Below are 25,060 nucleotides of genomic sequence, written 5' to 3' on the forward strand. Positions count from 1 at the left end.
ACGTTATATCAGGAATTATCTTTTGATCACACCATAAACAATGCACCTTAAAATCCTCCCCGCTTATTCATTAGTTGGATAGAACGTACTGCTTGAACCATTGCTTCTGTTTTCCCGTCATGAAAAAAGACGACTTCCCCTGTAGGATCATCTGAACTTCTTCCAGCTCGGCCTGCAATTTGGACAAGTGCTGCCTCATCAAACACGTCATTACCTGCATCGAGAATCGCAACATCTACCGAGGGAAAGGTTACACCACGTTCTAAAATGGTTGTTGTTACAAGTGCATCTACTGTTTTATTGCGAAACTGCTGTACTTTTTCTTCACGAAGTTGATCTTCCGCATGAACAGATTCAATAGCAGCTTCTTTTCCTAAGATACCTTGTTGGGTTAGAGTTTCTTTCATTTTCTCTGCTAACGCAATTGTTGGGACAAATATTAATAATTGCCGATTAGGCTTTTTTCGGGTTTTCATCCATTTTCTGAACGGACGAGGGATGGAGTCAGATTTTAGATCCTTTTGTAACGTAAAACACATTTTATAAGTTGGAACTGGTAATGGATGACCGTGATAACGGATGGGAACGAAAACATGTGGTAACTTTTTTCTTGCAATTTGTAAACGTTGTTGTGAACGTGGAGTAGCAGTTAAATAGATGGTGGTATGAATATCCTTTTTGGCACGATTAGCCGCAAATGGTAATGAGGGGTCATGGTGAAATGGAAACGCATCGATTTCATCAATAATAACGAGATCAAATGCTTGTCTATATCGGAGGAGTTGATGGGTCGTTGCCAAAATAATCTGTGCCGTCCCATCCTTTTCATCACTTCCTCCATACAATGCCTGGACGTAGACATCAGCGAAAGCCTGTTGGATTCTAGGCTTCAGCTCACGAACCACATCTGCTCTTGGAGTCGCAATACAAATTCGTCTGCCAAGCTTCAAGGCCTCTCTTATTCCTGGGAAAAGCATTTCTGTTTTCCCAGCACCACACACTGCCCATACTAGCAATTCTTCTTTCTGGTTTATTGCTTGTACGATACGATCTGCAGCATGTTGTTGTGCGGCGGTAAATGTGCCTTCCCATGTGAGTGGATCATCGTATTTTGGCCACGCTATTTCTTGTCCAGTCCAATAGTATAAGGATTCACACGCCATCACCCTTCCCATTTCAATACATTTACGACAGTACACGTGAGTTTGACCACATTGTTGACAGGGAATCGTTCCGAGCAAAGACTTTTTCTGATTGCCACAGCGCTGGCACTGAACTCGGGAGAATTTTTGTTCAAAAGTAGGGAGTGCTGTTAAGGATTGAGTAGATAAAAGGGTTTGGAAAGTAGTTTCATCAAGATCTAATTCTTGCCGAAGTAGCAGTTTTCCTGAAAAAAGTAATGCAAACTTTTGTAGATCAAGGGAGGATAAATGGGGTGTTCGTCCCTTTGGAAGATTAGGCGGGGGCATATGTATTCACTCTTTTCTATCATTTTGTAGGAGGCTACCACTATTACATGGTAGCCAAGGGGTGTTTATTATTTCGTGTACCAGCAGATCCCAATAGCACCTTCTCCAACATGGGTTCCAATTACTGGACCAAAGTAGCTAATAAGTGCTTCGGAATTTGGGTGTTTTTCTAAGAAATCATTTTTTAATTCGATTGCAGCATCTTCGGCATTTGCATGTACAAACACAACACGTAGGTCTTTTTCCTTCGCATCATCTTCTAACATGCCGATGATTCTGTTTAACGCTTTTTTTCGTGTACGGATTTTTTCAAATGGAACAATTACTTTATCAACAAAATGTAATACTGGTTTCACTTGCAACAGACTACCAACAAGTGCCTGTGCACCATTTAAACGGCCTCCACGATGAAGGTTGGTTAAATCATCTACCATAAAATAAGCGCGCATACTTTCTTTCATCTTATCCAATCGCGTAACAATCGTATCAGGGCTTTCTCCTGCTTTTGCCATTTCAGCAGCTTCTAGTACATAGAATCCTTGTGCCATACAACTAATTTCAGAGTCATAAGCAAACACTTCAATTCCATCGACCATATCGGCTGCTGTTACGACGGCTTGATAGGTTCCACTGATTCCACTTGATAGGTGAACAGAAACAACTGCATCATAATCCTGTGCTAAGGATTCTAATTTTTCCGTAATATATCCAATTGATGGCTGCGATGTGGTGGGAAGTGTATCCGCTTCTTTTATCTTTTCATAGAATTCTTCTGTTGTAATATCAATTTCTTCTTGATAGCTTTCATCATTAAAAATAACGCTTAACGGGACCATATAAATATTGTGCTTTTCTCTTAGATCTTTCGGAATATATGCCGTACTGTCCGTCATTACAGCAACTTTCATCAGTCTACCTTCCTCTCTATCGCTAGAAATATATATTTTCTTTGGAGATATAGGACACGATGTATTTTATCACGTCATAAATGGCAGTAATCCCACACTTCAAGACTTCGATATTCAAGAAGTGAATTGGGGGATAAACTGAAAGTCAAAGACCTGATAAGTTCAACTAACATTCAGTGGGGATGAAAGTACCCCCCACTGAATGAGTTTGTCTTTACCTTACTACTCATTATAGCTTACAATCTATAGAAAAAAAATATTAACAAACAAAAAAATAACTCTGGCATTATAAATTACCAGAGCATGTTGATGGATAGGTAGCTTAACATATAGGACAAAAGAGCAATGTAAAGCACAAAATGATCTATAAATCTATAAATTTTTGAGATGATGCGAATTAGTCATTAATCTTTTAAAATACTTCGACCCACCCTTTTTTAATTGCTTCGACAACCGCTTGTGTACGGTCATTCACATTCATTTTCTGCAAGATATTACTTACATGGTTCTTTACGGTTTTTTCACTAATAAAAAGGGTTTCCGCAATCGCACGGTTACTTTTTCCATTCGTTATTAATTGTAGGACTTCACATTCTCGTTTCGTTAAAATATGTAATGGCTTACGATACTCAATTCCATGTCCCCCAGCAACTACATTACTTTCTTGAACTAATCGACGGTACTCCTGTACTAGATTATGGGTTACTTTTGGATGAAGGTAAGAACCTCCTTGACTAACTACTTTAATTGCTTCGATTAAAGCATCCGAATCCATTTCCTTTAAAAGATAACCCTGTGATCCCGTTTTCAAGGCATGCGTAACATAACTTTCATCATCATGGATAGATAAAATAATTACCCGTACATCTGGAAACTGGCTCACAAGGTCAGCAGTAGCTTGAACGCCATTAATAGTCGGCATATTAATATCCATCAGTACAACATCAGGATTATGATCACGTACCAATTGCGGTGCCACTGCACCATCATCACCTTCTGCCACCACTTCAAACATAGGTTCAAAATCTAGTATTCGTTTAACCCCTTCCCGAAAAAGCTTATGGTCATCAATTAATACGATCTTTGTTACATTCGAATCACTCATCGCTCTGTTCCTCCTACACTATTATTCGTTTTTTGCATTTATCCCTATTACATATAGTCAGAAATTCTTCATTTCTAGTAATCTTTTATCCCTATCCCTTTAAGTATACAGAAGATTCTTCTAAAATGGTATCCATACATCAACCTAAATTGTATACGGTACTTTAATAATAACGGAAGTACCCTTTCCAATGGTTGAATCAATGGAAAGTTCTCCTTCTAGCATTTCGACACGTTCCCGCATACCAATTATACCAAATGATTTTTCTTTCTTTTCATCTGGATCGAACCCTTTTCCATTATCTTTTACGATAACTGTAATATATTGGTTACAAATTTCTAATTTCACTTTAACGAATGTTGCTTCCGCATGTTTGATAGCATTTTGAATCGATTCCTGAATCAGTCGAAATAGTGGAACCTCATATCTTGAACTTAAGCGTTCTTGTTTGCCTAGTGGAGCAAAGGAAATATCGATTCCATTATATTCCGCGATCGTATCAACATAACGTTTGATGGTTGGAATTAGTCCTAAGTCATCTAATGCCATTGGTCGTAAATCATAAATAATACGCCGTACTTCATACAAGGATGATCGAATCATTTTTCGTACACTTTTAATTTCCTGAAGTGCCTCTTCTGTACTCCCCTGGCGAAAAGTTCGATCAACAAGCTCGGAACGTAATAAAATGTTCGCAAGCATCTGGGCTGGTCCATCATGGATTTCCCGTGATAATTTTCGTCTTTCTTCCTCTTGTGCTTCGATTATTTTTAAACCGAAATCTTGTTTTTCGCGTGCTTCTTCTAACATTTCATTAACTTGTTTAAAATCATCATTTAAATAGGTCAAAATGACTGAAATTTTGCCTGCGAGTCCTTCTGCTCGTTCAATCGTATTATCTAAGGAGATTAATCGGCGTTCTAAATCATCTCGCCTTTCCCGCAGGCGTTTTTCTTCTTGGCGTAGCATAGCCAAATCCGTTTGCATGGCATGGGTGTTCTCATACACGTCGCGAATCTCTTCTTCAGAATAGCGATCAAAATCCTTGCTAACCGCTGATAAACGTTGTCTAGAGAATTTTACCTTGATTTCTAGTTGATCACCTTTATTGATGTATTCAATCACTTTTTCTTTCGTCTCATCTAGTTCTCTTTCCAGTTCTTCGTAATTTTTTCGTGCTTCTTCGCTAATGTTAAAAATTTCATCTTTGCTATTTTCCACCACATCGATCATTTCATCAATAATCTTATCTAACACGGTTTCATCTGTTTTTTGTATCATCTTTTCCCACCAACTCATGTTATAATTATTCGATATATTAGCTAAATTTAATAGGGTCTTTCGAATTAATTTTATATATTTATCTATTATAATGGTCTTAGAGGAGGAAATAAAATGTTGGCTTCGTACTATACAGTTAAACCAGAAGGATCAGATGAAATTGTGATACAAAAATCACGTTTTATCGGATATGTGAAACGTGTGGAAACAGAAGAAGAAGCACAAGCTTTCATCCAATCGATTAAGAAAAAACATCACGATGCAACACACAATTGCTCAGCATATATGATAGGGGAGCAAAATCAAATTCAAAAGGCAAATGATGACGGTGAGCCTAGCGGAACTGCTGGAGTACCTATTTTAGAAGTGTTAAAAAAGCAAGACTTAAAAGACACAGCAATAGTCGTAACAAGGTATTTTGGTGGTATTAAACTAGGTGCAGGTGGTTTAATTCGTGCATATGGATCTGCAACATCTCAAGCAATCAAGACAACTGGAATTGTCAAAAGACAGCTAATGCAAGGAATATCGATTACAGTAGATTATCCATTACTTGGAAAACTTGAAAATGTTCTCCGGAATTCTGATCATGTTTTGGATTCCATTAATTACTTAGAACAGGTCGAGTTCCGTGTTTATGTCAAAATCGGGGAAGAAGATGCCTTTCAAGATTGGATTGTGGATTTAACGAGTGATCAGGCAAAAATTGTTAAAACAGACACGACTTATATCGAAATTGATGTTGCTTCTACTAAAGAAGATGAATAATGAGTGCCAGTGTGATGCTGGTGCTTTTTTGGAGAGAACTCTTGTGTCGAAAATTGGGGTGAGGGTTCGGGTTTGGGTGCAGGAAGTACGGGAATGTGAGGTAGGCTGGTATGCGGATCCTCTTTCCGCTAATAGGAAGGAAAGCTGCTTTTAAAAGGCCTTGTGTAATCCTAGTTCCGTTAATACCACAAAATCAATGGAATAAGTGGGGGGAAATGGCAGATAACGGAATGAGGATTACATAACGTGCTAAAACAAGGGTTTTCCGGGAAATAGCGGAATGAGGAACAACCAAATCGAAAGGCGCGGATCTCAAAAGCTATTGTCCGCTTTTTAGATAAAAATAAGAGGATGTCCAAAAATCCTAGCTCTTGGTTACACCCTCTTTACGCCATTATTTTATTTAGATATTGTATCCAAATTAACATGTGTATTTCGTAGTTCTTTTATTAATGTTTGAATCATTTCTTGTGATGATTGAATATTGGCTTTCTCTGTTTCCTCAATCGCCTTTTGTAACATGCGTTTATACTTTTCTTGTTCCCCCATTACTCCCCACCCTTATTCGACAAATCATTCAAAATTTACTACTATCATATCACAAAATATGTCTGGAATCGCCTAGTTTTTTAACGATTTTGGTAACGAATAACAAGTAATATAAATATTACTCCTAATAAGGCTCCTACACCATCTAATACAACATCTCCAATATAAGGTGTTCGATTTGCCGTAAAGCCTTGGTGATATTCATCTACAACAGCATATGCTACTGTTAACAAAAATGAAACAATAATTGTTGATGATAGTACTAGTTTCGTAGACTTCTGGAACGCGATAACGAAAAAGCACATTAATAGGAAAAACGCTCCAACATGTGCACCTTTCCGGATGAAAAATTCTAGGAAGCCATTAATGCCGAGTGCTTCCACACTTACCTCTGACTGATGATAGGTAAATACGATCCAATCCAGAAAAGGAGTTAGAAAGGATAGATCAATCGTATTTTCCATCATTGGTTTAATATCTTGTTCTTCATATGGTGTTGCTGATGAGTAATAAATGATCCCCATCCACGCAATAGGCAGTAGCCAAGTAGAATATTTTCGCATCGTACACCCAAACCTTTATCATATTTACGTTTATCCCCCATGGAACTGGCAGGTTGATTAAAACGCCACGTCCTCGTAAACGAAAAACATTTTTGCTTCGTGCGATGTGTCGCTGTCGTAGTTTCGGCAATGTCGGCACTAGCACGTTCTGTTGAGTCGAAAAACCACTAATTGAAGTTTATCATATCATTAAATGCTACTTTTCTTGAAAACAAAAAACCGTAAGCATGATGCGCTACGGTTTGTGTTCCATGTTATTTAATTATTTTGCTTACTACGCCATTTCGTAAATTCTAAGTACTCTTTAAATTGCTCTTTTGAGACCCCAGACTCCATTGCTTCTTGTACAATTTCTAACCATTCCTGATCCAGGTCTTCTACATCTTTGGTGTTGCCTTGTTGGATTAAGTCATTGACAGATACCCCTAATACCTGACTTATTTTCTCGATAAATTGGATCGAGGGGTTTGTTTGAAGGTTTCGTTCAATGGAACTCAAATAAGACTTTGCGACTCCTGCTTTATCAGCTAATTCAGATATAGACATCTTCTTTTCCTTGCGTAATTGCTTTATTTTCTCACCAATCAAGTCCACACACCTTCTTTCTCTGAAAAAATTATAACATACATTAGGTGAGTGGTTCTATATTAAGCACATAGAAGTTAAAAAATTTTTTTCTTTTTTTTAGCTTCTGTCAAAAACGTACGGATATCTTCTTTTTTTAATCCGATTGTTTTTGCCTCTTTCATTAAGGATACCCACTCATTATCCAGCTTCTTACTTTCCTTCATTTTTTCCATAACTTTCCCGTCCCCCATAATTATTTCCAGGAAGCCCAGCCGTCATAGCATAAACGTGCTTTAGACCTGTGACTTTGCGCCCCTATTTTTCAATAGGTCTGCCCTTTTACTGTGAAACCTTATTTTGCTCTAAGACTATTATACTGCATGTTACACCTTAATTGGGTGTCTTCTTTTGTCTAAAGGTAACTAGTTTTGTAAAATTCATACTGTTGAAGGGCTCTCTTATACCTGTTGCTTTTGGATTTGCTTTCGCTTGTTTAAGATAAATACTAATGCTCCACTTCCGACTAATAGTACTCCAATTAAAAGGAATTTATAAACGTTTGTTGCGGTAACTGGGAGTATCGAACCGCCACCTCCGTCACTTCCTATCGCTCCAGCTACAGTAGCTTCGTCATGATCATTGCTAGCAGCTGTTTCTGCTCCTTCTGCTGTAAAGCTTAGCGAAAATGTTGTATCTAGTCCTTGAAATTCATTCCCTAAATGTTCTGGGAAACGTACCGTAATATCTAATTCTTCTTCACTGGAAGATGTTAACTTTCGATCTGATAGTTGTTCAAACTCAGCAAGTTTTCCATTATATAATAAATTCGTTCCATCACTTAGTTCTAAGACCAATTCATTGAACAGCTTTTCAGATCCTTGGTTCTCTATCGTCATTTGATATTCAAAATCTTCCTGGCCATTGTTTTGAATAAAAAGTGATCTCGGTGCCCAATCCCCTGGTTTCATATTATCAATCTCAAATAATGCTCCACTAGGGGAAATAGCAATATCAATTTCCTCTACTTCTGTATCATTTGTCTCACTGTATACTTTATTATCTGGAAAAACCAGTACAATGATCCCAACTACTAGGATCATCCATATGACCGTAAGCTTTCTCACTCTGACCCCCTCCTTCTATCCTCCTGTCACGAAGACGAGAGGCTTTCTTGGTCCTCATTTGATTTTGTTTTTCCTTTATTAGCTGGTTCAATTTCTCTTATCGCTTTCCATATAATAAAAGCTGAATAACCTAATAAAAGAAAACCAGGAATTAGTAATAAAAACGCGCCATTTTGTGATTGAGCAAAATTAATGATATATCCAATGTAGGGGATCGTGAACCCTTTATATTCTGCTACAACATTTTCAGATAGAACAGGTTCAGCATCCACCGCATCATTATTATCCCCTTTTGTCCGATACATGACATTGTCTCCACTATGGATCACTTCTGTTATACGGTGTGTCACTAACTTTTGGTCCTCTTCCATGTAGGTTATGACATCGCCCTCTTGAAAACGGGTCATATCTCCACCAGGTTTGACGGCAATAATTGATCCTGTTTGAATATCTGGTTCCATGGAGCCCGAAAGAACCGTTTTTAATTGATAGCCAAAAATCTCAGGTTCCCCACCAGATGCTTTAGAAGAAATAACAATAAACAGCATGCTGATTAAAACGACAAACAATAGTGTTGTTGCAATATGGTTTAGCCACTTCAGTATTTTTCTACTTGTCTTCTTTTGGCTCATCTAGTTCTTCCTCCTCTTCAGGGGCCGTTTCACTATCTTCGAGTTCTTCATCTTCTTCAGAAACATTATCCTTTACAACTTCTTCCTCTGTTTGGTGTTCCTCTTCTTCTACATGTTGATCATTTTCATTAGTCTCGTTGTCTTCGTTATCAGTAGACTCATTCATATCCTGAGTTTCATTCCTATCTTTACCCGATACCGTTTCTTCTCGTTTTACTTCGTCGTTATCTTTTTCATTCTTATTAACCTCATCTTGCTTATTAGCCTCATCTTGGCTACTGTTTACATTATTAGGTTTGTTATTTTTGTTACACTTAACTATTACTTTTTCACTCCATATTTCGTGATGATCCCCTTTATAGTCTTCTCGTTGATATGCCTTAAACTGGTACTGACCAGCATTCTCTACTTCGTGGGTAATTGTTTCAACATCGCCTTCTACTATTGGTGGGATATTTCCTCCGGCTACCATATCACCATTTTGTTGTGGATTTCCATTTTCTATATAGTAAATTTCATATTTCGTGCTATCCATCATTGTAAAACCATTGTTCTGTATTTCTACTGATAGTTCTGTCGGTGGACACTGCTTAATATTTTGGTTGCCATTTCCAATGAACTCCAACTCACTTCCATCCCACCATGTTCCAGCTTGAAGTGTGAATTGATCTTCGTTGGCACTGTTAAAATAGGCTCCAGTTCCTGAAGTAAGAAAACTAAATAAAAAAATACTCCCATAACAAATGGCCACAATCTTACAAAGTAATAAGAACTTTTTTCGCTTTTTAAATTTTCGTAAACGATTTAAACGCACCATTTCCCCCTCCTATCTGTCTTGTTACTTTGCTTTAGTAAATAAAACAACGTCTTGCGTTATGTATACTTAACAAAGCAAAATAACAGTCAATATCTCTTGAATTATATGTAGGAAAGAAAGGTGGACGAACCACCTTTCTTTTAATTAAACTTATCTACGCTCTCCTTCTTCTTGTTCAGCAGTGAAGTCCCATTGAAGTTCCAACGTATCCCCTTGGAATTCGTTTTGATCTTCTCCGTTATCAACAAACTCGATTTCTACAACTAAATAATCTGTTCCTCCAGCAGGGATACCGTCTTCCTTTTTATCTCCGATTAACCAAAAATAATCTTCTAATTCTACTGCAAGTTCATCAGGAGTCATATTTGATAATTGATTTAAAGTTTTACTGGATACGACTGTGTATTCATCGTCATCTACCCAACTTTCTGGATGTCCCTCATTTTTAATAAAATTCACTCTAAAGTGTTTACCCATATCATCTACATTGTCTCCATGATAATCATTTACCGTATATGAAGTATCTAGTAATACACTGGCAATATCTAAGGTACCGTTATTTTGTAATTCAAAATACCGCTTTATTGAATCTCCTGGTTTTAAGTTATCTACATCAAAAACAACCTGTGGATCTACCGTTAAATCCAATGTACCTGCTGCAAATGTATTGTTGGAAGTCTCTGTGTCGTTAAAGTACGCATATGTACCTCCCCCGACTAATGAAATACCTAATACTGCTGATGCTACACCTAATCCTAATTTTTTCCTAATTCCCATTCTCGTTTCCTCCTTAAAGTTTTCGATTAATTTTCGCTACTTCGATAAAACGAACAGATTGTGCACACTTATGAATCATTTGACCTATATTTTTTACTCATTCCGAAATGATTGGATTACCAATCCGCTAATAGATCATCCCCTCCTAAAGTGTCAATGTGATGGGAGTCATTAGTTCTGCATATCGTTCGTTTTGTTCGTTATAACGAATTACAAGTAGAGTATAACTTGGATTGTTCGTTTTACAAAACCCCAAAATCGCGCAAAATTCTCAATAAAGAACAACATAACTTGTTATTGCTACTTATATCTTTGTTTTACTCACGATTTCATTTTTTTATAAAAATAATGTTCTTTATGATGTACGATAATATAGGAATAAAGGTTTATTTTACAAATAACCTTTTATCCCTACAGAAAATTCTTTATACTATACTCAAAGACCTTAAGGAGTATGACGGATGAAAAAAATTTCTATCTTATTCATTATTACAGGCTTGGTATTTTTAGGATTTGGTGCTTATCAATGGGTTAGCCAAAAAATGGCACAACAAACTAGCCTCGCTGAAGCAGAAGAACTGTTGGAAAAAGATTCAGATACTAAAACGAATTTGGAACCAACACCAGAAGCATCTACCTTTTCTCCTGTTACTGGAGCGACAGCAGGGATTTTACATATTCCAAAATTAGAAAGTGACTTACCAATTGTTGAAGGCACAGATGAAGATGAATTAGAAAAAGGAGTTGGTCACTACGACGGAACTGCCTATCCCCAGCAAAATGACCAAATTGTCTTATCAGGTCATCGGGATACTGTTTTTCGTCGGATGGGAGAATTAGAACTAGGTGATATTTTAACGGTAAAAGTCCCATATGGAGAATTTTCCTATGAAATTGTTGACACCCAAATTGTTGATGCCGATGACCGTTCTATTATTAAATCCACTGCACCTGAAGAGGTATTAACTGTCACGACATGTTACCCATTTTCCTATGTTGGGAATGCGCCTGATCGTTATATCATCACTGCATTACCAATTAATAATGACTGATTAAAACGAACACATTGTCATAGACTAAAAATGATTTATCCGCTATAATCAATGAATGATTTATCACGTGTTAACTGGCAGTAAGACCCCCATTTTAAGACTTCGAGAAACAAAGAAGTATAAGTGGGGGTAACTGCCAGTAAAAGTGAGATAAGTTCAACTAACATTCGGTGTGGGATGAAGGGCCGACTAACACCGCCACGTCAATCGCAACGTCGACACTAGCACGTCCTGTGCGTCGGAAACCCCCACCGAGTGAGTTAAGCTTTATTAATTTTCGTAATAATGAGGAGAATGAAGGTGGATTCAAGAGTTGAAAAGCACCGTAAACAAAAGAAAAAACGAAAATGGATATATTGGGTACTTGGCATTGGTTTTGGCTTGCTCCTACTAGTTGGTGGTTACCTATTTTATCTATACAACCAAGTAGGGAGTACGGTTGATGTCATGCATGAACCATTAGAACGAGACGGTGACCCAAGCCGTTTAAAAGAAATAGATGGATTATTAAATGATGGGAAGGCTGTTAACTTCTTGCTTTTAGGTGTAGATGAACGACAAGGTGATCGGGGACGCTCTGATACCATTATATTTTTATCACTTAATCCCCAAACCGATTCAATGCTCATGCTAAGTATTCCACGCGATACGTATGTAAATATTCCTGGACATGGCATGGATAAAGTCAATCACGCTTATGCCTATGGGGATGTGGAGTTATCTGTTCAAACGGTAGAAGACACATTGGATGTTCCCATTCATTTTTATTCTCGTGTCAATATGGAAGGTTTTCAGCAAGGGATTGATGCAATAGGTGGGGTTACGGTCCAAAATGATCGTGCCTTTAACCAAGATGGCGAACATTTTCCAGAGGGGGAAATTCGTCTGAATGGCGAACAAGCTTTGAAATACATTCGGATGCGAAAAGAAGATCCCCGTGGTGACCTTGGACGAAACGAACGTCAGCGTGAGGTCGTTACGGCAGCTATTAATGAAGCAGCAAGTGTCACCAGTATTACTAAAATCGGGGATATCCTTAGTATTTTAGGAGGCAATGTAAAAACAGATCTTCAAATGGATCATATGCAGACCTTAGTGACGAATTATTTGGGTACGCGTAATAACATGAAAACCATTGAATTTAATGGGAATGGTCAAAACATTGGAGGCGTTTATTATTATGTCGTACCAGATGAGGATATGAATCGGGTACAAACTGAAATTAAGAATCACATGAATGGAAGTTAACATCACAAAAGTCACCTGTAAGCTATAGACACAGTGTGACTTTTCCATTTCCACATACAGATTTTTGAACAGGTTACATGCTATAATAAGAATAAATCAAATTGGGATTGAGGGGGTTAATATGAAACGAATTAGTCTTTGGCTATCGATTACACTCATCACCTTTATAACCGCATGTTCAGATGATGAAGTTACACCAAATGAACGTTTTAACACCTATGTTGATCAATGGAATGAACAAAATTACTCGGAAATGTATGAAATGCTTTCTAGTGAAGCAACAGAAACATATGCAACAGAAGATTATGTTGACCGCTATGAAAAAATATATGGAGATCTAGAGGTTTCTGATTTAGAAGTATCCTTTGAAGAATTATCAGAAGAACAGACCGAAACAGCATTAGAAGAAGGAACAGCTACTATCCCATTCTCTGTAAGTATGAGTACGCTTGCTGGACCAATCGATTTTGATTATGAGGCAACTTTAACACAACAAGGAGAAGAAGAGGAAAAAAACTGGTTTGTGGAATGGGACCCTGGCTTTATTTTCCCTGAATTAAAAGATGGTGGCGAAATCACCTTCCAGACGACAGCACCAGAGCGGGGTGAGATTCTCGATCGGAATCGAATGCCACTTGCTATGAACGATATCGTCTATGAAATTGGGGTTGTACCAGGAGAAATGACAAACCCTGATCAAACCATTGAGAAACTAGCAGACCTCTTGAAAATGAGTGTAGATTCCATTGAAGGGGCTTTAAATCAAGAATGGGTTGGACCTGATTTATTTGTTCCGTTAAGTGAAGTACCCCAAACAAATGAAGAGGTTTTAAATCAATTATGGGAGATTGATGGTGTCTTGGGAAATGAGGTTACAGGACGTATCTACCCACATGGAGAAATAGCAGCACACTTAACTGGATATGTAGGACCGATCACCGCGGAAGAATTGGAAGAACAAGAGCCTGGCACTTATTCTAGTAATGACGTGATTGGAAAACGTGGACTAGAACAGTTGTATGAAAAAGAACTGAAAGGACAACAAGGAGTCCAGATTATTGTTACGAAAGAAGATGAAGAAGCAGAAGATGTGGTGTTAGCTGAAAAACCTGTTAAAGACGGGGAAAATATTATGCTAACGATCGATATCGAGGTACAGGAAGAGATTTTTAATAGCTATGATGGGGAGGCAGGAACAGCTGCTGCCATCAATCCAAAAACAGGGGAAACATTGGCACTCGTAAGTAGTCCATCCTTTAATCCAAATGATGTTGTCTATGGCATGACAGCAAGTGAATGGGAAGACCTACAAGAGGATGAACAAACACCTCTTATTAATCGTTTTAGTGCAACATTTGCTCCAGGTTCAACGATTAAACCAGTGACAGCAGCTATTGGATTAAATAATGGCACGATTGATCCAGATGAAGGAATCGAAATTGAAGGATTAACATGGAATAACGGAGATGCTTGGGGTGATTATGAAGTTCGCCGCGTATCCGAATCCAGTGGTCCAGTAGACCTGCATAATGCACTTGTCCGTTCCGATAATATCTACTTTGCCATGCAAGGTGTCGAAATGGGTGCAGATGCGTTTGTAGATGGGATGGAACAATTTGGATTTGGTGAGGATATGCCATTTGAATACCCATTGGAAACATCTAATGTCTCTAGTGATGGTGCGATATCCGATGAAGTGATGCTTGCTAATGCAAGTTATGGTCAAGGACAATTGGAGATGACAGCACTCCATTTAGCAACTTCTTATACTCCTTTCCTAAATGAAGGGAATATGCTGCAGCCAATTTTACGAACGGATGAAGAGACAAGTCAAGTATGGAAAAGTGATTTACTCACCAGTGATCAAGCAGCTATTATCCAGGAAGCATTACGAGACGTTGTAGCGGCAAGTAACGGAACTGCTAAGGCTGCACAAAATGCAGATTTTGCGATTTCTGGTAAAACTGGAACGGCAGAACTGAAGTTAACTAGTGATGAAGAAGACGGCCAGGAAAATGGTTGGTTTGTTGCCTACCCAACAGATGATCAAGATGTTCTCATTGCAATGATGGTTGAAGGGGTAGAAGATAATGGTGGCAGTGGATATGTTGTGGATAAAGTAACCAACGTGCTTCAAGCCATTAAATAAGTAGAACAAAAGCGCAAGCGCCTTGATCACCCCCGACAAGCATAAGCCAAGCCTCGACGTGGCGCTTTTTGCGCGTAATGTGGATTGACTTATGACCTCGAGGGGGTAGGCGCTGGAGCTGGACGTGGCTGTTCCTGTATATGAACAAAATAAAGCCAACTTTTTATACATTCTTATCTTTTTAGAAAACTTGGCATTCGCTAAGGCTTTATTGGTGAATGCCTTAGTTGCACTTATGCAGTAGGAAAGTTTTTATACTTTCCTAGCTGCTAAAAGCATAAAACCGGAGACAGCCGTAATAATCGGAATCTCCGGTTTTTCTTATCTATCCTGCCGCAACATATCATAATATTGCTGACGTGTCGGAACAACCTCTGCTTCAATACAATCCTCAATAAATTCCCGCAGACGAACATTTTGTTGAAACATTTCCTCATTGACTTCTGTTAAATATTCCACTTTCTGACTAGTAGAAGCTGAAGAACGTTGAGAAGTCAAAATATTCGTTTGCATCATTTCTTCCATATCCAATTGCATTGCTCGAAGTTGGTCATATAATGATTTATTCGATCTTTCTAGTTCTGCTACTCGCTTTTCTAATACATCGATTTTTGACTCAATCTTCATCCCCTCCATTTACGCGAAATGTTTTTTACCAATGGTATGTGTATCTTTATTTAAGTATGTTAACTGTTTAAAATTAAGGCTGTTTTCTATAAGGTTGTTGTTTCACATCCTATTTTGAATGATAAAAATTTATGAAAAAGTTTATATAAACTATTCATTAAGACTCATGCTTACGTAAGGTGATCCTTTCTATGGTTTTAATGGCTATAGGGACAGGAGCCTTTTACAAAGAGATGTAGATGAAAAAGATCCTGTTCCTTCATCCTTTTGTGATTATTCGTCGAGATTGATCCATGTTTTTTTTCTGTATTATACGGACAGCTCCTGGAGAGACGTTAGTGGGTAACCTTTCATAAGGCTTTCGTTATGTCCTATAGATGTAAGGCTGTTTCGCTATTAGCGGAATGGGGTACCGCCCTAGTTTTACGGGATGAATCCTCATTCCGTTATTTCCTGAAAAACCCCGTTTGTAGGATGGTCGCGGATCCTCATTCCATTATATGTATGTGAACATTGATAGCAAATTTATTCCCGTCGAAAGCGACTGTCCGAAGCGGCAATCAACGACGCAAGTTACGTAGCAATTTACATCAACTCGACGTCCATAAGGTAATAAATTATACGAGAAAGCAATAAATCATATTAGTAGAATAGCACTCTTTTCCCCTTTTCTGACTACAATAATCATATAGGCTTTTAAAGGAGGGATCACACGTTGAATAAATATTGGCCGAATAATTGGAAGAAAAGTCTCCCAAATTTTCTAGGAGAAGATTTTTGGTCTACCTTTGAAGACCTTGATTTGGAAAATGCAGAGGTAGAAACAAGCCAAACTAATAATAACAGTAATAGTAATAATAGCTCAGGAATTAAGGTCAATATTTGTGAAGCAGGTAATGAGCTATTATGTATTTTTCGGTTACCAGGTTTAGTGTTAGAAGATGTTGAAGTAGATGTGTATGACTTAACACTAGAGGTAGTCGGTACGATTCAAATTGATCATAAAGGATTTCGTCCGATGCACATGGAACTATATCAAGGACCTGTAAGACGTAAAGTAAAATTACCATACCCTGCTAGACATGACAAAATTAATGCAACGTATCAACATGGGTATTTATACTTGCACTTGCATCGGCTTATACCTTCAGGTGAAACGAAACAAAAATTACAAGTTAAAACGGATGATGATGAAACGTAAACTATTTGTTTTCAAAATTTTTGTCATATTTAAAATGCCACCACATATACTTAGGTGTTGGTAGATGTCATGCCATTAACATTTAACACAAAACCAAAACAACAGGAGGTGTTACTGTGGGCTTCTTTGACAACCATGGGCTGAGTTTCCGGCAAAAGAAGGCACTAGAAAGCGACCGGGAAACAGACCTATTAGGAATTGAAAAGGCCGAAAAGGAGGCAAAAATCCCAAAAGTAGAACATGAACGAGAGTTAGCTCGATCGGTTGAATACGGATTAGAAGCTGCTCCATCTATTGGAGATCGAACTATTTCCACCTTTACAAGAGAATCACGACCACCACAAGCAGGAATCCCTACTTTCTTACGTACCCCATTTTTAGAAGATGTCCGTCGTGTCGGCGAATATGATGTTGCTTTCATGGGTGTTCCCTTTGATATTGGAACAACCTATCGTGCCGGTACACGATTTGGACCAGAAGCACTTCGTAAAATTTCTAAGCTATACACATCCTACAGTTACGAAAAAAGTGTAGACCTTAAAGAATCCCTAAAAATGTGTGATGTCGGGGATGTTTTTACGATCGCCAATATTGAAAAAAGCTTTGACCAAATCTATAAAGCTGTTTCGCATGTATTTGCACAAGGGACCTTCCCTGTCATGCTAGGAGGAGACCACGCTATCGGGTACCCATGCTTACGGGCCATTGCTGATCAAGTAGACGGAAAGGTCGGCATCATCCATATGGACCGACATTTAGATTTACAAGAAAAAGATATGGATGAGCGCATGCACACCACCCCTTGGTTCCATGCGACCAATATTCCAAATGCACCCCCTTCTAATTTAGTGCAAGTTGGTATAGGTGGCTGGCAGGTTCCACGAGAAGCAGTTGAAAATGTGCGAAAGTTTGATACAACTGTTATCACGATGGGGGATGTAGAGAAATACGGAATTGACCATGTTGCCGATATTGCACTGGAAAAGGCATGGCGAGGAGCAAAAGCTGTTTATTTAAGTGTGGATATTGATTCATTTGATAGTGGTTTTGTTCCTGGTACCGGGTGGCCAGAGCCTGGCGGATTCTTACCGAGAGAAGGCTTGCAATTAATTGATCGCGTCGCCCGCGAAGGTGTTTGCGGAATGGAACTAGTCGAAGTCTCCCCACCATATGACGTCAGTGACCAAACGGCACTACTTGGAACGAGAGTCATTTCAGATGTACTCGCAGCGATGGTTGATGGGGGAAAACTCGGAAAAAAATTTGCATAACACATGAAATGCACCTGCTTTTAATAAACTGAAGCAGGTGTTTTTTCAAATCTAAAAAGGGAGGCCGTAGAATATGAACGCCATTGAAGTAAATGGACTAACCTATCGCTATGATAATGGAATGGAAGCAATTAAAGATATTAGCTTAACCATTCCTGCAGGAGCAAAAGTAGCATTACTCGGTCCAAATGGAGCTGGGAAATCAACATTATTACACCATTTAAACGGTTTAAAAGTTCCAAATGAGGGGTCCATTCACGTTATGGGTGAGCTATTAACGAAAAAAACGGCACCAGCAATACGGCACCGTGTTGGTTTAGTGTTTCAGGACCCCGATGATCAAGTTTTTTCTGGAACCGTATGGGAAGACGTAGCCTTTGGACCACGAAACTTAAAAATGTCTGAAGAAGAAATAGAAGACATTTGTACAGCTGCTTTAGGAAATGTGGGAATGCTAGAACATAAAGATACACCACCCTATCACCTTAGCTTCGGTCAAAAAAAGCGAGTAGCCATTGCAGGGGTTTTAGCGATGAAGCCAGATATTATTATTTTGGACGAACCAATGGCCTTTCTCGATCCAGTCGGGCAAGATGATATAGCTGGATTATTACAAGGGTGGAATTATATGGGACGCACCATTCTCTTATCGACACATGATGTGAATTTTGCGGCCTCATGGGCAGATATGGTTGTCCTACTAAAGGATGGCAAGCTGCTAGCAACAAGAGGGATTGAATTGTTAGTGAAAGAGGATATAATACGAGAAGCAAATCTACATTTACCCATTATCGCTCGGTTATTTCGAATGATTCCTGAACTAGCACCCAATGGCCTTCCTAAAAATGAACAAGAAGCAGCACGCCTATTGTTTGATCTGCTGCAGGAAAGAAAATAAGTCCTTACATATCCTATTCTTGATTGTTCGAATTATTGCCATTTCCATCATCTTGCTGCTCGGCATCCATTTGATTCATTTGCTCCATTTGCTTTTCAAATTCATCTGTATTCATATCATTAAAGGTAACAGCATCATTTTCTGCCAGCAATTCTTTTAAGTTCTCTGCATCACTTAATGTAGTTAATCCAACCAATAATGTCCCTGATAAATCTTGGACATTTAAGTCCTGAATTTTGTAATTTACATTCTCTACATTAACCGGTTTTATATTATCTATTTCATCTTGCATTTTTTTCTGTTCTTCTTCTAGTTTATTAAGTTTTTCATTCAGTTTTTCCATATGTTCGGCCATCGTCATCTCAGATGGCTTTTTTTCTTCTTGTTTTAATTCGTTTTGACTAGTTTCCTGTTCAGGTTGTGGTTGTGGAAAATATACAGGATTCTTGGGCATTTGCATGTAGGGATTATAGTAGGGTGCATATCCTTTATACGGAAACTGCTGTTGTTGAAACATATAATAATAAGGCGGCCATGTTCTATTCAAGCTTATCACCTCTTCATTACACGGATTTCCTAGAAAAAACGTCACTACTTCTCCTCTGGTTGCTGTGGCAATTGGGGTACCATTTCTTTTATTTGTTCATCCGTTGCATTCGTTTCTTCATAGTTTTCTTTTGGCATTGTTACGGAGGAGGAACGGTTTTTGGCAAAAATTGCTTTTCCTATATTCAATGATCCTAATGTAGCGATCGAGTTAATATTAATATTTTTTATATTAATGCGCATTGCCATAACGATTCAGCCTTTCCCAGAAATAATTATACTTGTTGTTGGGTTTGATCCAATGCATCTGGATCATTTACGTGATTTGCATTATTAAATTGCATAGGGCTTTGATTTGCATCCCCATTATGTTGATACCCAACATTCATCTTGATGTTTGCTTGATGTCCTTTATGCAAGACATGACCAAAGTTTATTGATGCATTATTTGATATATTATTTACTCGAATACCATAAACATTATTAATATGGGAAACCATACGATTCCTCCTATTCGTGATAAGAGAAGGTCCACAAAACCATTATATACATATAATCATTCAGATGTTCGTTGCCTCAGGTCCTGGCAAACTTTGGCATAACTTGCATAAGATAATTAACTATACTTGTGATTGTGGCTGATCAGTAAAATCAGGATCAGATGAGAAGTTGGCATTGTTAAACTGCAATGGACTGAAGTTTGCATCACCAGGCTGTGTATAGCCAGAATTCATTTTCACATTGGCTTGGTGTCCTTTTTGTGCAGCATTTCCATACGTAATTGCTGTATTATTAGACGCTGAATTAATACGAATCCCGAAAATGTTATTGATGTGTGTTGGAATCATAAGCACCACCTTACTCCTTTTGATATAGCATTATATTCAATTTCTTTACATGCTGTGAGGAGTTAAGCGTGTATTCCGCCACTACAACAAAAAATTATGAAAAAACCGTTTTATCAATGACAAATGTCTAATAAATGAATACATATATAGAGAAAGCAAACTAGAAGAGGGGGAACTTGTCTTGCAACATCAACAACCACATTGGGGAGGTGGACCATTTCCTGGGGAGCCAGCTTATCCAGGTTTTCCTTCCTATCCTATAAAAGGGCAGGACTGGAATTCACCTGCAATGCCGCTTTATAAGGGAGATGCTGTATCTACTTCTCCAGCCAAAAAAGGAAACATCTGTGCATACGCACCATCAACACCACCCCACTATACGAAACTTAATTTTGTACACTGGCCATCCCAGGACTATGTAAAACCGCATCCAAAAGGCTTTTTGCACACCATGCACACCGAGCAGCAACTCGGCCAATATATACCTTATAAGTAAGAAGCTTCCTATTCCATGCCACCTTCTTGCTTAAGGCTACTATGAAGGTCCATTGATTGGTAAAGTCACTTATGATGGAGAACATCTTTATAAACAAGCGAAAGCGAAATAGCATATCAAATCGCAATGATTGATATGCTATTTTTGTTGATATATATTTTAGGGGGAGAATCTTTTGATTGACTGGGTGTAACGGTTGATTGCGACGTATTCTTGTTAGAGCTGGATTGAATTGGGGGTGGCTCTGACAAATAACGGAATAAGGATTCATCAAATCAATCCCAATGAACCCTCTTTCCGCTATATTGCAAAATTTCCCTTCCTAATCAGATTATGCGAATTCCTCACATAATCATAAACTAATTTTCCCTCCACATACAGGACAATAATTAGCCTCTGCAGGGATCTCCCGTTCACAATGCTGACAGTCAATCATTGAAGCCAGCTGGGCATTAGATTCCTGCCGCTTTTCAACTTTTTTTCCGCATTCTTGACAAAACACATCTTCTGTTGTTAAAGGTGCACCACAGGAACAAGTCAATTCATCTGTTGAGGCTGCTCCCGTTTGTTTTTGCTGTTGCCTCAAATCATAAATTCGAGTATCAATTTCTTTTATCTTTTCCCCATGCTCACGAACAAATTCCGAATCCATCTCACCACGTCGATAAGCTAAGTAAGCCGCCTGGCCAATATTTACCAATAGTTTCGTTTTCTTTGACATAAATGTATTGAGGTTTTGCTGATCCTTGTTATCCTGCAAGCTATCCACCCTTTCTAGTTAAACTCGTAAAGGAATAAATTATCTGTCTCAAAACTATCCACTTCAACATTATTGGTAATAAACCATTTTTCTTCTGTTTCATCATAGGTTAACTCATAATCCCATATATAGTTCGTCATTTCTTTTGGATAATCTGCTGGGTCCTCATCCATTTCGTAAAAAGCAGAATCAAAGGTTAGATCAACAAGAATGTTCGCGACATAACCTCCATCATCTTCCTGAACCTTCAAGCTACCTAAATCATACTCCGCACTCACCGCATCCCCACGGAATCCCCATCCATCTTCTGTCATTTGTTCAAAATTGTCTTCCATATTTGCTAAATAGTCTTCGTTTTTCATATAAGTAAAATAACTAGTATCTAAGTTTAAATAAGCATCAATATATTCTCGGACATGGTTATTGACAGCATCCATCACTTGATCCTCTAATCGTTCATTAACTAGATCTAATTCAAAATGGATTTCTTCCTGTTCCGTATCTGTTAACTGTACTGGTTCTGATTGTACATCACCCCATGGATATTCGGTAATCGCTTGTAAGGTCATCGTTCCATCCGTTTTTATTGGACCATACTCGGAAATATCCTTAAATTGCTGCCCCGTATTAATACCATTTAAATATAAATATGCTTCTGGATCTGTTGCGGTAAGCGTCACATAGTTTCCGTCAAATGCAATATCGACAGCCGCGACATTATCCTCTAGCTCAAGATCAAACGTATTTACCGTCACTTCTTGTTCATACTGCCCATACTCACCGTCATAATTAGCTGTTACGACATGAGACCCTGGCAATAATGGGTCTGAAATAAGGGTTTGACCGCTTTCAACAGAACCAATAGAGGAGCCATCAATAGCAATTGCAGTACCATCAAAATTAGCAGAAACGGAAATCTCTACTGGCTGCATTTCCAGATGGAACGCATCAAACAAAACATATTGCTTTCCATCCGTAACAAGCTGGAGCAATGCTTCTGGATCACGTTCACCTGTTTCTGCTTGTGTTTCTAGATTATCAAGTATATTTTGAAACGCCTCAGGACTTGCTTGATAGTAGCTGACCAGTTCTTCCATGTGAGCATCTTCTAAAATGAGCGAATCAACACTTGGCTCCAACATATTCCGTAATGTCGCAACGTCCTCTTCCTGCACTGCTGTTTCAAATTCGTCTAAAAATGCCTCAGGTGCAGTAATACTACTCAAATAGGTATATCCACCATATCCAATTCCTGCTAGTATTAGGAGTGGGATAAGCGTCATTAGTAATACTTTTTTCGCCTTAGATCCTTTTGTTTTCTTCAAATCCTGTCTTGATGTTGCTTGATCTGATTGTTCAGTTGCAACAGATTGTTGAGGTGCCAACCCACCTGGTTCCTCGGCTTGCTCCGATTCTTGGGATTCTGGATCTGGAGGTATACCAGATATTTCCCGTTGAGGTGGAGTAGTATCCGCCGTACTCGAATCTGATGTTTCAGTTGGAATTTCATGTTCACCAGAATAAGCTAACTGTTCTGGATTGGATGTTTCTTCTGAGATTTCTTCTGGCTGTTCGACTGAATCATCGGTGTTATCTAAGGACCCATCATTGTCCTTTGACGATTCGACCTGATTTATATCATTTGACTCATCTGACTCGTTGTTCGGATTAGATTTCTCTTTTACTTTTGTTCCACATTGATTACAAAATTTTGCGGTATCCTTTAATTGATTTCCACACTGATGACAAAACTTCAATGGAATTCCCCCTTTGTTAGAAAAGCTTTTTCGTTTGTGCACCAAAAAATGCCGTAACGCCTCCGTACAAAGCGCTAATTACAAACGTTTTGATCAAGTCAAATCCAATCACCATCATTTCTGGATGTTGGTACATTTGCCCTTGGATCGAAACGTGAAAATTTGCTTGATACGTAAAGAAGGTCATGATCATGGCAAAACAAGTACTATATACGCCAATGGAACGCCAATCACTTCCCGTTTGAACCGTAAGCAGCCCGCCAATCCCTATACTAATCAGCAAAATAACAATCACCATTGTATAAAACAGACCTTTGTAATCCGTAAACAAAGATGTAATTTCCTCTGCTGGAAAATACTCATTTAGAGGCTGTACCCCTGATAAAATCGAGTATTGAAAGGACTGATAGTATTCAAATGTCTGAAAGGTTGCTAGATTGTAAAGATACATGGCCGCTTGTGGGACGACAAAACTAGTCACAGACATCATTCCCGTAATAAATGGAATGAAATAAAGTGGACCTTCCTGTTCTTGAAACCCAGTAACCATCATGCGACCGATTACAAAAATAACCAGTAATCCCCCAATGAATACTAGAATACTATAATGGACAGCTGGACCAATGAAATCTCCAGTTTTCTCCGATCGATAGCGAATAAATTTTTTCCCAAGAACCATCCCTATGTAACTAAATATAAAACTAATGATAAATCCGTTTAGTAAAGCACTAAAAAATCGATAACTCAAGATCACCCTGGTTTCTTCAATCAGAATCGTCGTATCTGCAAACAAGGAAAGAACGGCTAATAGGATACTAGTAACCGCTGCAAAATAGAGTGCAATTTGTAGTGTTTTGGATTGAACTAACGTAGGATTACGTTTTTTCAATAGGAATCCACCAGCCATATAGCCAATGATTGGAATAATGCCTAAAACGATGATCCCTGTTGTAATATGTATCGTCATTTGAGATATCTCTGTATTCGTGATAGAAATATTGGTGAAATTGGATAAAAGCAGCATATCGATTATATTTAATTGTTGAAATGCGCTGACTAAGAGCTCGCCATCACTAGGAAAATCTTCCCGCATGGATTGAAAGAATTGACTTCCTTTTATCAAGGAAAGAACAAACATGTTAAGGATAAGCATCACACCTAGAGATAACAAAGTCCCTGGTATAACCCGTTTCATAGTGTTCCAATCAATTTGGAAGGCTTTGTTGGATAAAGCTGCCTCTTTAGGTGTAACGGAATGATTATTATATGTATCTAATTCATGGCCACAAGCCATACAGTAACGTGCATGTGGGTAATGTTTTGTTCCACACTCAGCACAAAATGACTTATCTCCAGCGTCCAACACCCCATTTAACTGAACATTTTCTAATGGGTACCCATCTTTCACACAATATAATGCAGTTTCCTCGTTCTTTGTCCCACACTGATTACAATACAACCAATCGCTCCTTCCTACTGGCCTCAAGCAGCTTTTAGTACTTTTGATACATTTATCATATCAAAAATAAAAAAATCCGCTTTACTTTTTTTCGAAATTAATGAATGATTGACAAGTCTAACGTATGCATGATTTGTATATTCTAGAAGTGTTATTCTTCAACCTAAAAACTGCACCTCCAATTGTTA

Annotated in this window: 28 protein-coding genes and 1 riboswitch; of the genes, 8 read left to right on the top strand and 20 right to left on the bottom strand. The window is 38.3% G+C overall.

Annotation, left to right across the window (positions count from 1 at the left end; genetic code table 11):
• Positions 1-47: 47 nt before the first annotated feature.
• The 4 genes from GHC26_RS07030 to GHC26_RS07045 all read right to left on the bottom strand — a co-directional run bounded on the left by GHC26_RS07030 (position 48) and on the right by GHC26_RS07045 (position 4,763).
• Positions 48-1,163: a DEAD/DEAH box helicase gene (locus tag GHC26_RS07030; protein ID WP_264175955.1), complete on the bottom strand. Its 1,116-nt coding sequence runs from the start codon at positions 1,161-1,163 to the stop codon at positions 48-50.
• A gap of 374 nt (positions 1,164-1,537) precedes the next feature.
• Positions 1,538-2,377, bottom strand: coding sequence for a DegV family protein (locus tag GHC26_RS07035; protein WP_163970556.1), 840 nt, complete (start codon positions 2,375-2,377; stop codon positions 1,538-1,540).
• Positions 2,378-2,789: 412 nt separating this feature from the next.
• Positions 2,790-3,482 carry a response regulator gene (locus GHC26_RS07040; RefSeq protein ID WP_163970557.1) on the bottom strand — a complete coding sequence of 231 codons (693 nt, stop codon included), beginning with the start codon at positions 3,480-3,482 and terminating at the stop codon, positions 2,790-2,792.
• A gap of 144 nt (positions 3,483-3,626) precedes the next feature.
• The gene (locus GHC26_RS07045) at positions 3,627-4,763 is read right to left on the bottom strand and encodes a sensor histidine kinase (RefSeq protein WP_163970558.1); all 1,137 of its coding nucleotides are present in this window, start codon (positions 4,761-4,763) and stop codon (positions 3,627-3,629) included.
• A 114-nt stretch (positions 4,764-4,877) separates the two neighbouring features.
• Between GHC26_RS07045 and GHC26_RS07050 the strand changes: the two genes are divergently transcribed.
• Positions 4,878-5,531, top strand: a complete 654-nt coding sequence (locus GHC26_RS07050; RefSeq protein WP_163970559.1) for a YigZ family protein — start codon at positions 4,878-4,880, stop codon at positions 5,529-5,531.
• A 399-nt stretch (positions 5,532-5,930) separates the two neighbouring features.
• On the opposite strand, the gene GHC26_RS07055 is transcribed toward GHC26_RS07050, so the two are convergent.
• From GHC26_RS07055 to GHC26_RS07090, 8 genes are all read right to left on the bottom strand, one after another.
• A complete protein-coding gene (locus GHC26_RS07055) occupies positions 5,931-6,080 on the bottom strand; it encodes a hypothetical protein (RefSeq protein WP_163970560.1) in 150 nt (49 codons plus the stop codon).
• A gap of 80 nt (positions 6,081-6,160) precedes the next feature.
• The gene (locus tag GHC26_RS07060; RefSeq protein WP_163970561.1) at positions 6,161-6,643 is read right to left on the bottom strand and encodes a VanZ family protein; all 483 of its coding nucleotides are present in this window, start codon (positions 6,641-6,643) and stop codon (positions 6,161-6,163) included.
• 258 nt (positions 6,644-6,901) lie between these two features.
• Positions 6,902-7,231, bottom strand: a complete 330-nt coding sequence (locus GHC26_RS07065) for a helix-turn-helix domain-containing protein (RefSeq protein WP_163970562.1) — start codon at positions 7,229-7,231, stop codon at positions 6,902-6,904.
• A gap of 74 nt (positions 7,232-7,305) precedes the next feature.
• Positions 7,306-7,443: an anti-repressor SinI family protein gene (locus GHC26_RS07070; RefSeq protein WP_226376887.1), complete on the bottom strand. Its 138-nt coding sequence runs from the start codon at positions 7,441-7,443 to the stop codon at positions 7,306-7,308.
• A gap of 26 nt (positions 7,444-7,469) precedes the next feature.
• Positions 7,470-7,556: riboswitch (cyclic di-GMP riboswitch) on the bottom strand.
• 112 nt (positions 7,557-7,668) lie between these two features.
• Positions 7,669-8,334, bottom strand: coding sequence for an LPXTG cell wall anchor domain-containing protein (locus GHC26_RS07075; protein WP_163970563.1), 666 nt, complete (start codon positions 8,332-8,334; stop codon positions 7,669-7,671).
• A gap of 26 nt (positions 8,335-8,360) precedes the next feature.
• A complete protein-coding gene (sipW, locus tag GHC26_RS07080; RefSeq protein WP_163970564.1) occupies positions 8,361-8,966 on the bottom strand; it encodes a signal peptidase I SipW in 606 nt (201 codons plus the stop codon).
• On the bottom strand, positions 8,944-9,780 hold the full coding sequence (gene tapA, locus GHC26_RS07085) for an amyloid fiber anchoring/assembly protein TapA (RefSeq protein WP_163970565.1): 837 nt from the start codon (positions 9,778-9,780) through the stop codon (positions 8,944-8,946). Before tapA ends, sipW begins: the two co-directional genes overlap by 23 nt.
• 153 nt (positions 9,781-9,933) lie before the next feature.
• Positions 9,934-10,560 carry a TasA family protein gene (locus tag GHC26_RS07090; RefSeq protein ID WP_163970566.1) on the bottom strand — a complete coding sequence of 209 codons (627 nt, stop codon included), beginning with the start codon at positions 10,558-10,560 and terminating at the stop codon, positions 9,934-9,936.
• Between the two features lie 461 nt (positions 10,561-11,021).
• On the opposite strand from GHC26_RS07090, the gene GHC26_RS07095 reads away from it, so the two are divergent.
• From GHC26_RS07095 to GHC26_RS07105, 3 genes are all read left to right on the top strand, one after another.
• Complete coding sequence (locus GHC26_RS07095) at positions 11,022-11,612, top strand: class D sortase (protein WP_163970567.1); 591 nt, start codon at positions 11,022-11,024, stop codon at positions 11,610-11,612.
• 294 nt (positions 11,613-11,906) lie between these two features.
• Positions 11,907-12,860 (top strand): LCP family glycopolymer transferase, encoded by a 954-nt coding sequence (locus tag GHC26_RS07100; RefSeq protein ID WP_318936993.1) that lies wholly within the window; start codon positions 11,907-11,909, stop codon positions 12,858-12,860.
• Positions 12,861-12,981: 121 nt separating this feature from the next.
• Complete coding sequence (locus GHC26_RS07105; protein WP_163970569.1) at positions 12,982-15,009, top strand: penicillin-binding transpeptidase domain-containing protein; 2,028 nt, start codon at positions 12,982-12,984, stop codon at positions 15,007-15,009.
• 321 nt (positions 15,010-15,330) lie between these two features.
• On the opposite strand, the gene GHC26_RS07110 is transcribed toward GHC26_RS07105, so the two are convergent.
• Positions 15,331-15,636 (bottom strand): hypothetical protein, encoded by a 306-nt coding sequence (locus GHC26_RS07110; protein ID WP_163970570.1) that lies wholly within the window; start codon positions 15,634-15,636, stop codon positions 15,331-15,333.
• Positions 15,637-16,351: 715 nt separating this feature from the next.
• Here GHC26_RS07110 and GHC26_RS07115 point away from each other — a divergent pair.
• From GHC26_RS07115 to GHC26_RS07125, 3 genes are all read left to right on the top strand, one after another.
• Positions 16,352-16,837, top strand: a complete 486-nt coding sequence (locus GHC26_RS07115; protein ID WP_163970571.1) for an Hsp20/alpha crystallin family protein — start codon at positions 16,352-16,354, stop codon at positions 16,835-16,837.
• A 116-nt stretch (positions 16,838-16,953) separates the two neighbouring features.
• On the top strand, positions 16,954-18,108 hold the full coding sequence (locus GHC26_RS07120; RefSeq protein ID WP_163970572.1) for an agmatinase family protein: 1,155 nt from the start codon (positions 16,954-16,956) through the stop codon (positions 18,106-18,108).
• A gap of 73 nt (positions 18,109-18,181) precedes the next feature.
• Positions 18,182-19,006 (top strand): ATP-binding cassette domain-containing protein, encoded by an 825-nt coding sequence (locus GHC26_RS07125; protein ID WP_163970573.1) that lies wholly within the window; start codon positions 18,182-18,184, stop codon positions 19,004-19,006.
• A gap of 13 nt (positions 19,007-19,019) precedes the next feature.
• Here GHC26_RS07125 and GHC26_RS07130 read toward each other — a convergent pair whose 3' ends face one another.
• The 4 genes from GHC26_RS07130 to GHC26_RS07145 form a co-directional block, all read right to left on the bottom strand.
• Positions 19,020-19,553, bottom strand: a complete 534-nt coding sequence (locus tag GHC26_RS07130; RefSeq protein WP_163970574.1) for a coiled-coil domain-containing protein — start codon at positions 19,551-19,553, stop codon at positions 19,020-19,022.
• A gap of 44 nt (positions 19,554-19,597) precedes the next feature.
• On the bottom strand, positions 19,598-19,801 hold the full coding sequence (locus GHC26_RS07135; protein ID WP_163970575.1) for a hypothetical protein: 204 nt from the start codon (positions 19,799-19,801) through the stop codon (positions 19,598-19,600).
• A 26-nt stretch (positions 19,802-19,827) separates the two neighbouring features.
• Complete coding sequence (locus tag GHC26_RS07140; RefSeq protein ID WP_163970576.1) at positions 19,828-20,052, bottom strand: spore germination protein; 225 nt, start codon at positions 20,050-20,052, stop codon at positions 19,828-19,830.
• A gap of 120 nt (positions 20,053-20,172) precedes the next feature.
• On the bottom strand, positions 20,173-20,400 hold the full coding sequence (locus GHC26_RS07145; protein ID WP_163970577.1) for a spore germination protein: 228 nt from the start codon (positions 20,398-20,400) through the stop codon (positions 20,173-20,175).
• Positions 20,401-20,581: 181 nt separating this feature from the next.
• On the opposite strand from GHC26_RS07145, the gene GHC26_RS07150 reads away from it, so the two are divergent.
• The gene (locus GHC26_RS07150) at positions 20,582-20,896 is read left to right on the top strand and encodes a hypothetical protein (protein ID WP_163970578.1); all 315 of its coding nucleotides are present in this window, start codon (positions 20,582-20,584) and stop codon (positions 20,894-20,896) included.
• A gap of 352 nt (positions 20,897-21,248) precedes the next feature.
• On the opposite strand, the gene GHC26_RS07155 is transcribed toward GHC26_RS07150, so the two are convergent.
• The 3 genes from GHC26_RS07155 to GHC26_RS07165 are packed head-to-tail and all read right to left on the bottom strand — an operon-like array spanning position 21,249 to position 24,872.
• Positions 21,249-21,656, bottom strand: coding sequence for a zinc ribbon domain-containing protein (locus GHC26_RS07155; RefSeq protein WP_163970579.1), 408 nt, complete (start codon positions 21,654-21,656; stop codon positions 21,249-21,251).
• A gap of 14 nt (positions 21,657-21,670) precedes the next feature.
• On the bottom strand, positions 21,671-23,413 hold the full coding sequence (locus tag GHC26_RS07160) for a zinc ribbon domain-containing protein (RefSeq protein ID WP_163970580.1): 1,743 nt from the start codon (positions 23,411-23,413) through the stop codon (positions 21,671-21,673).
• Positions 23,414-23,429: 16 nt separating this feature from the next.
• On the bottom strand, positions 23,430-24,872 hold the full coding sequence (locus tag GHC26_RS07165; protein ID WP_163970581.1) for a zinc ribbon domain-containing protein: 1,443 nt from the start codon (positions 24,870-24,872) through the stop codon (positions 23,430-23,432).
• Between the last annotated feature and the right edge of the window lie 188 nt (positions 24,873-25,060).

The sequence above is a fragment of the Oceanobacillus halotolerans genome, assembly GCF_010993955.1.
Lineage (GTDB): Bacteria > Bacillota > Bacilli > Bacillales > Amphibacillaceae > Oceanibacillus_A > Oceanibacillus_A halotolerans.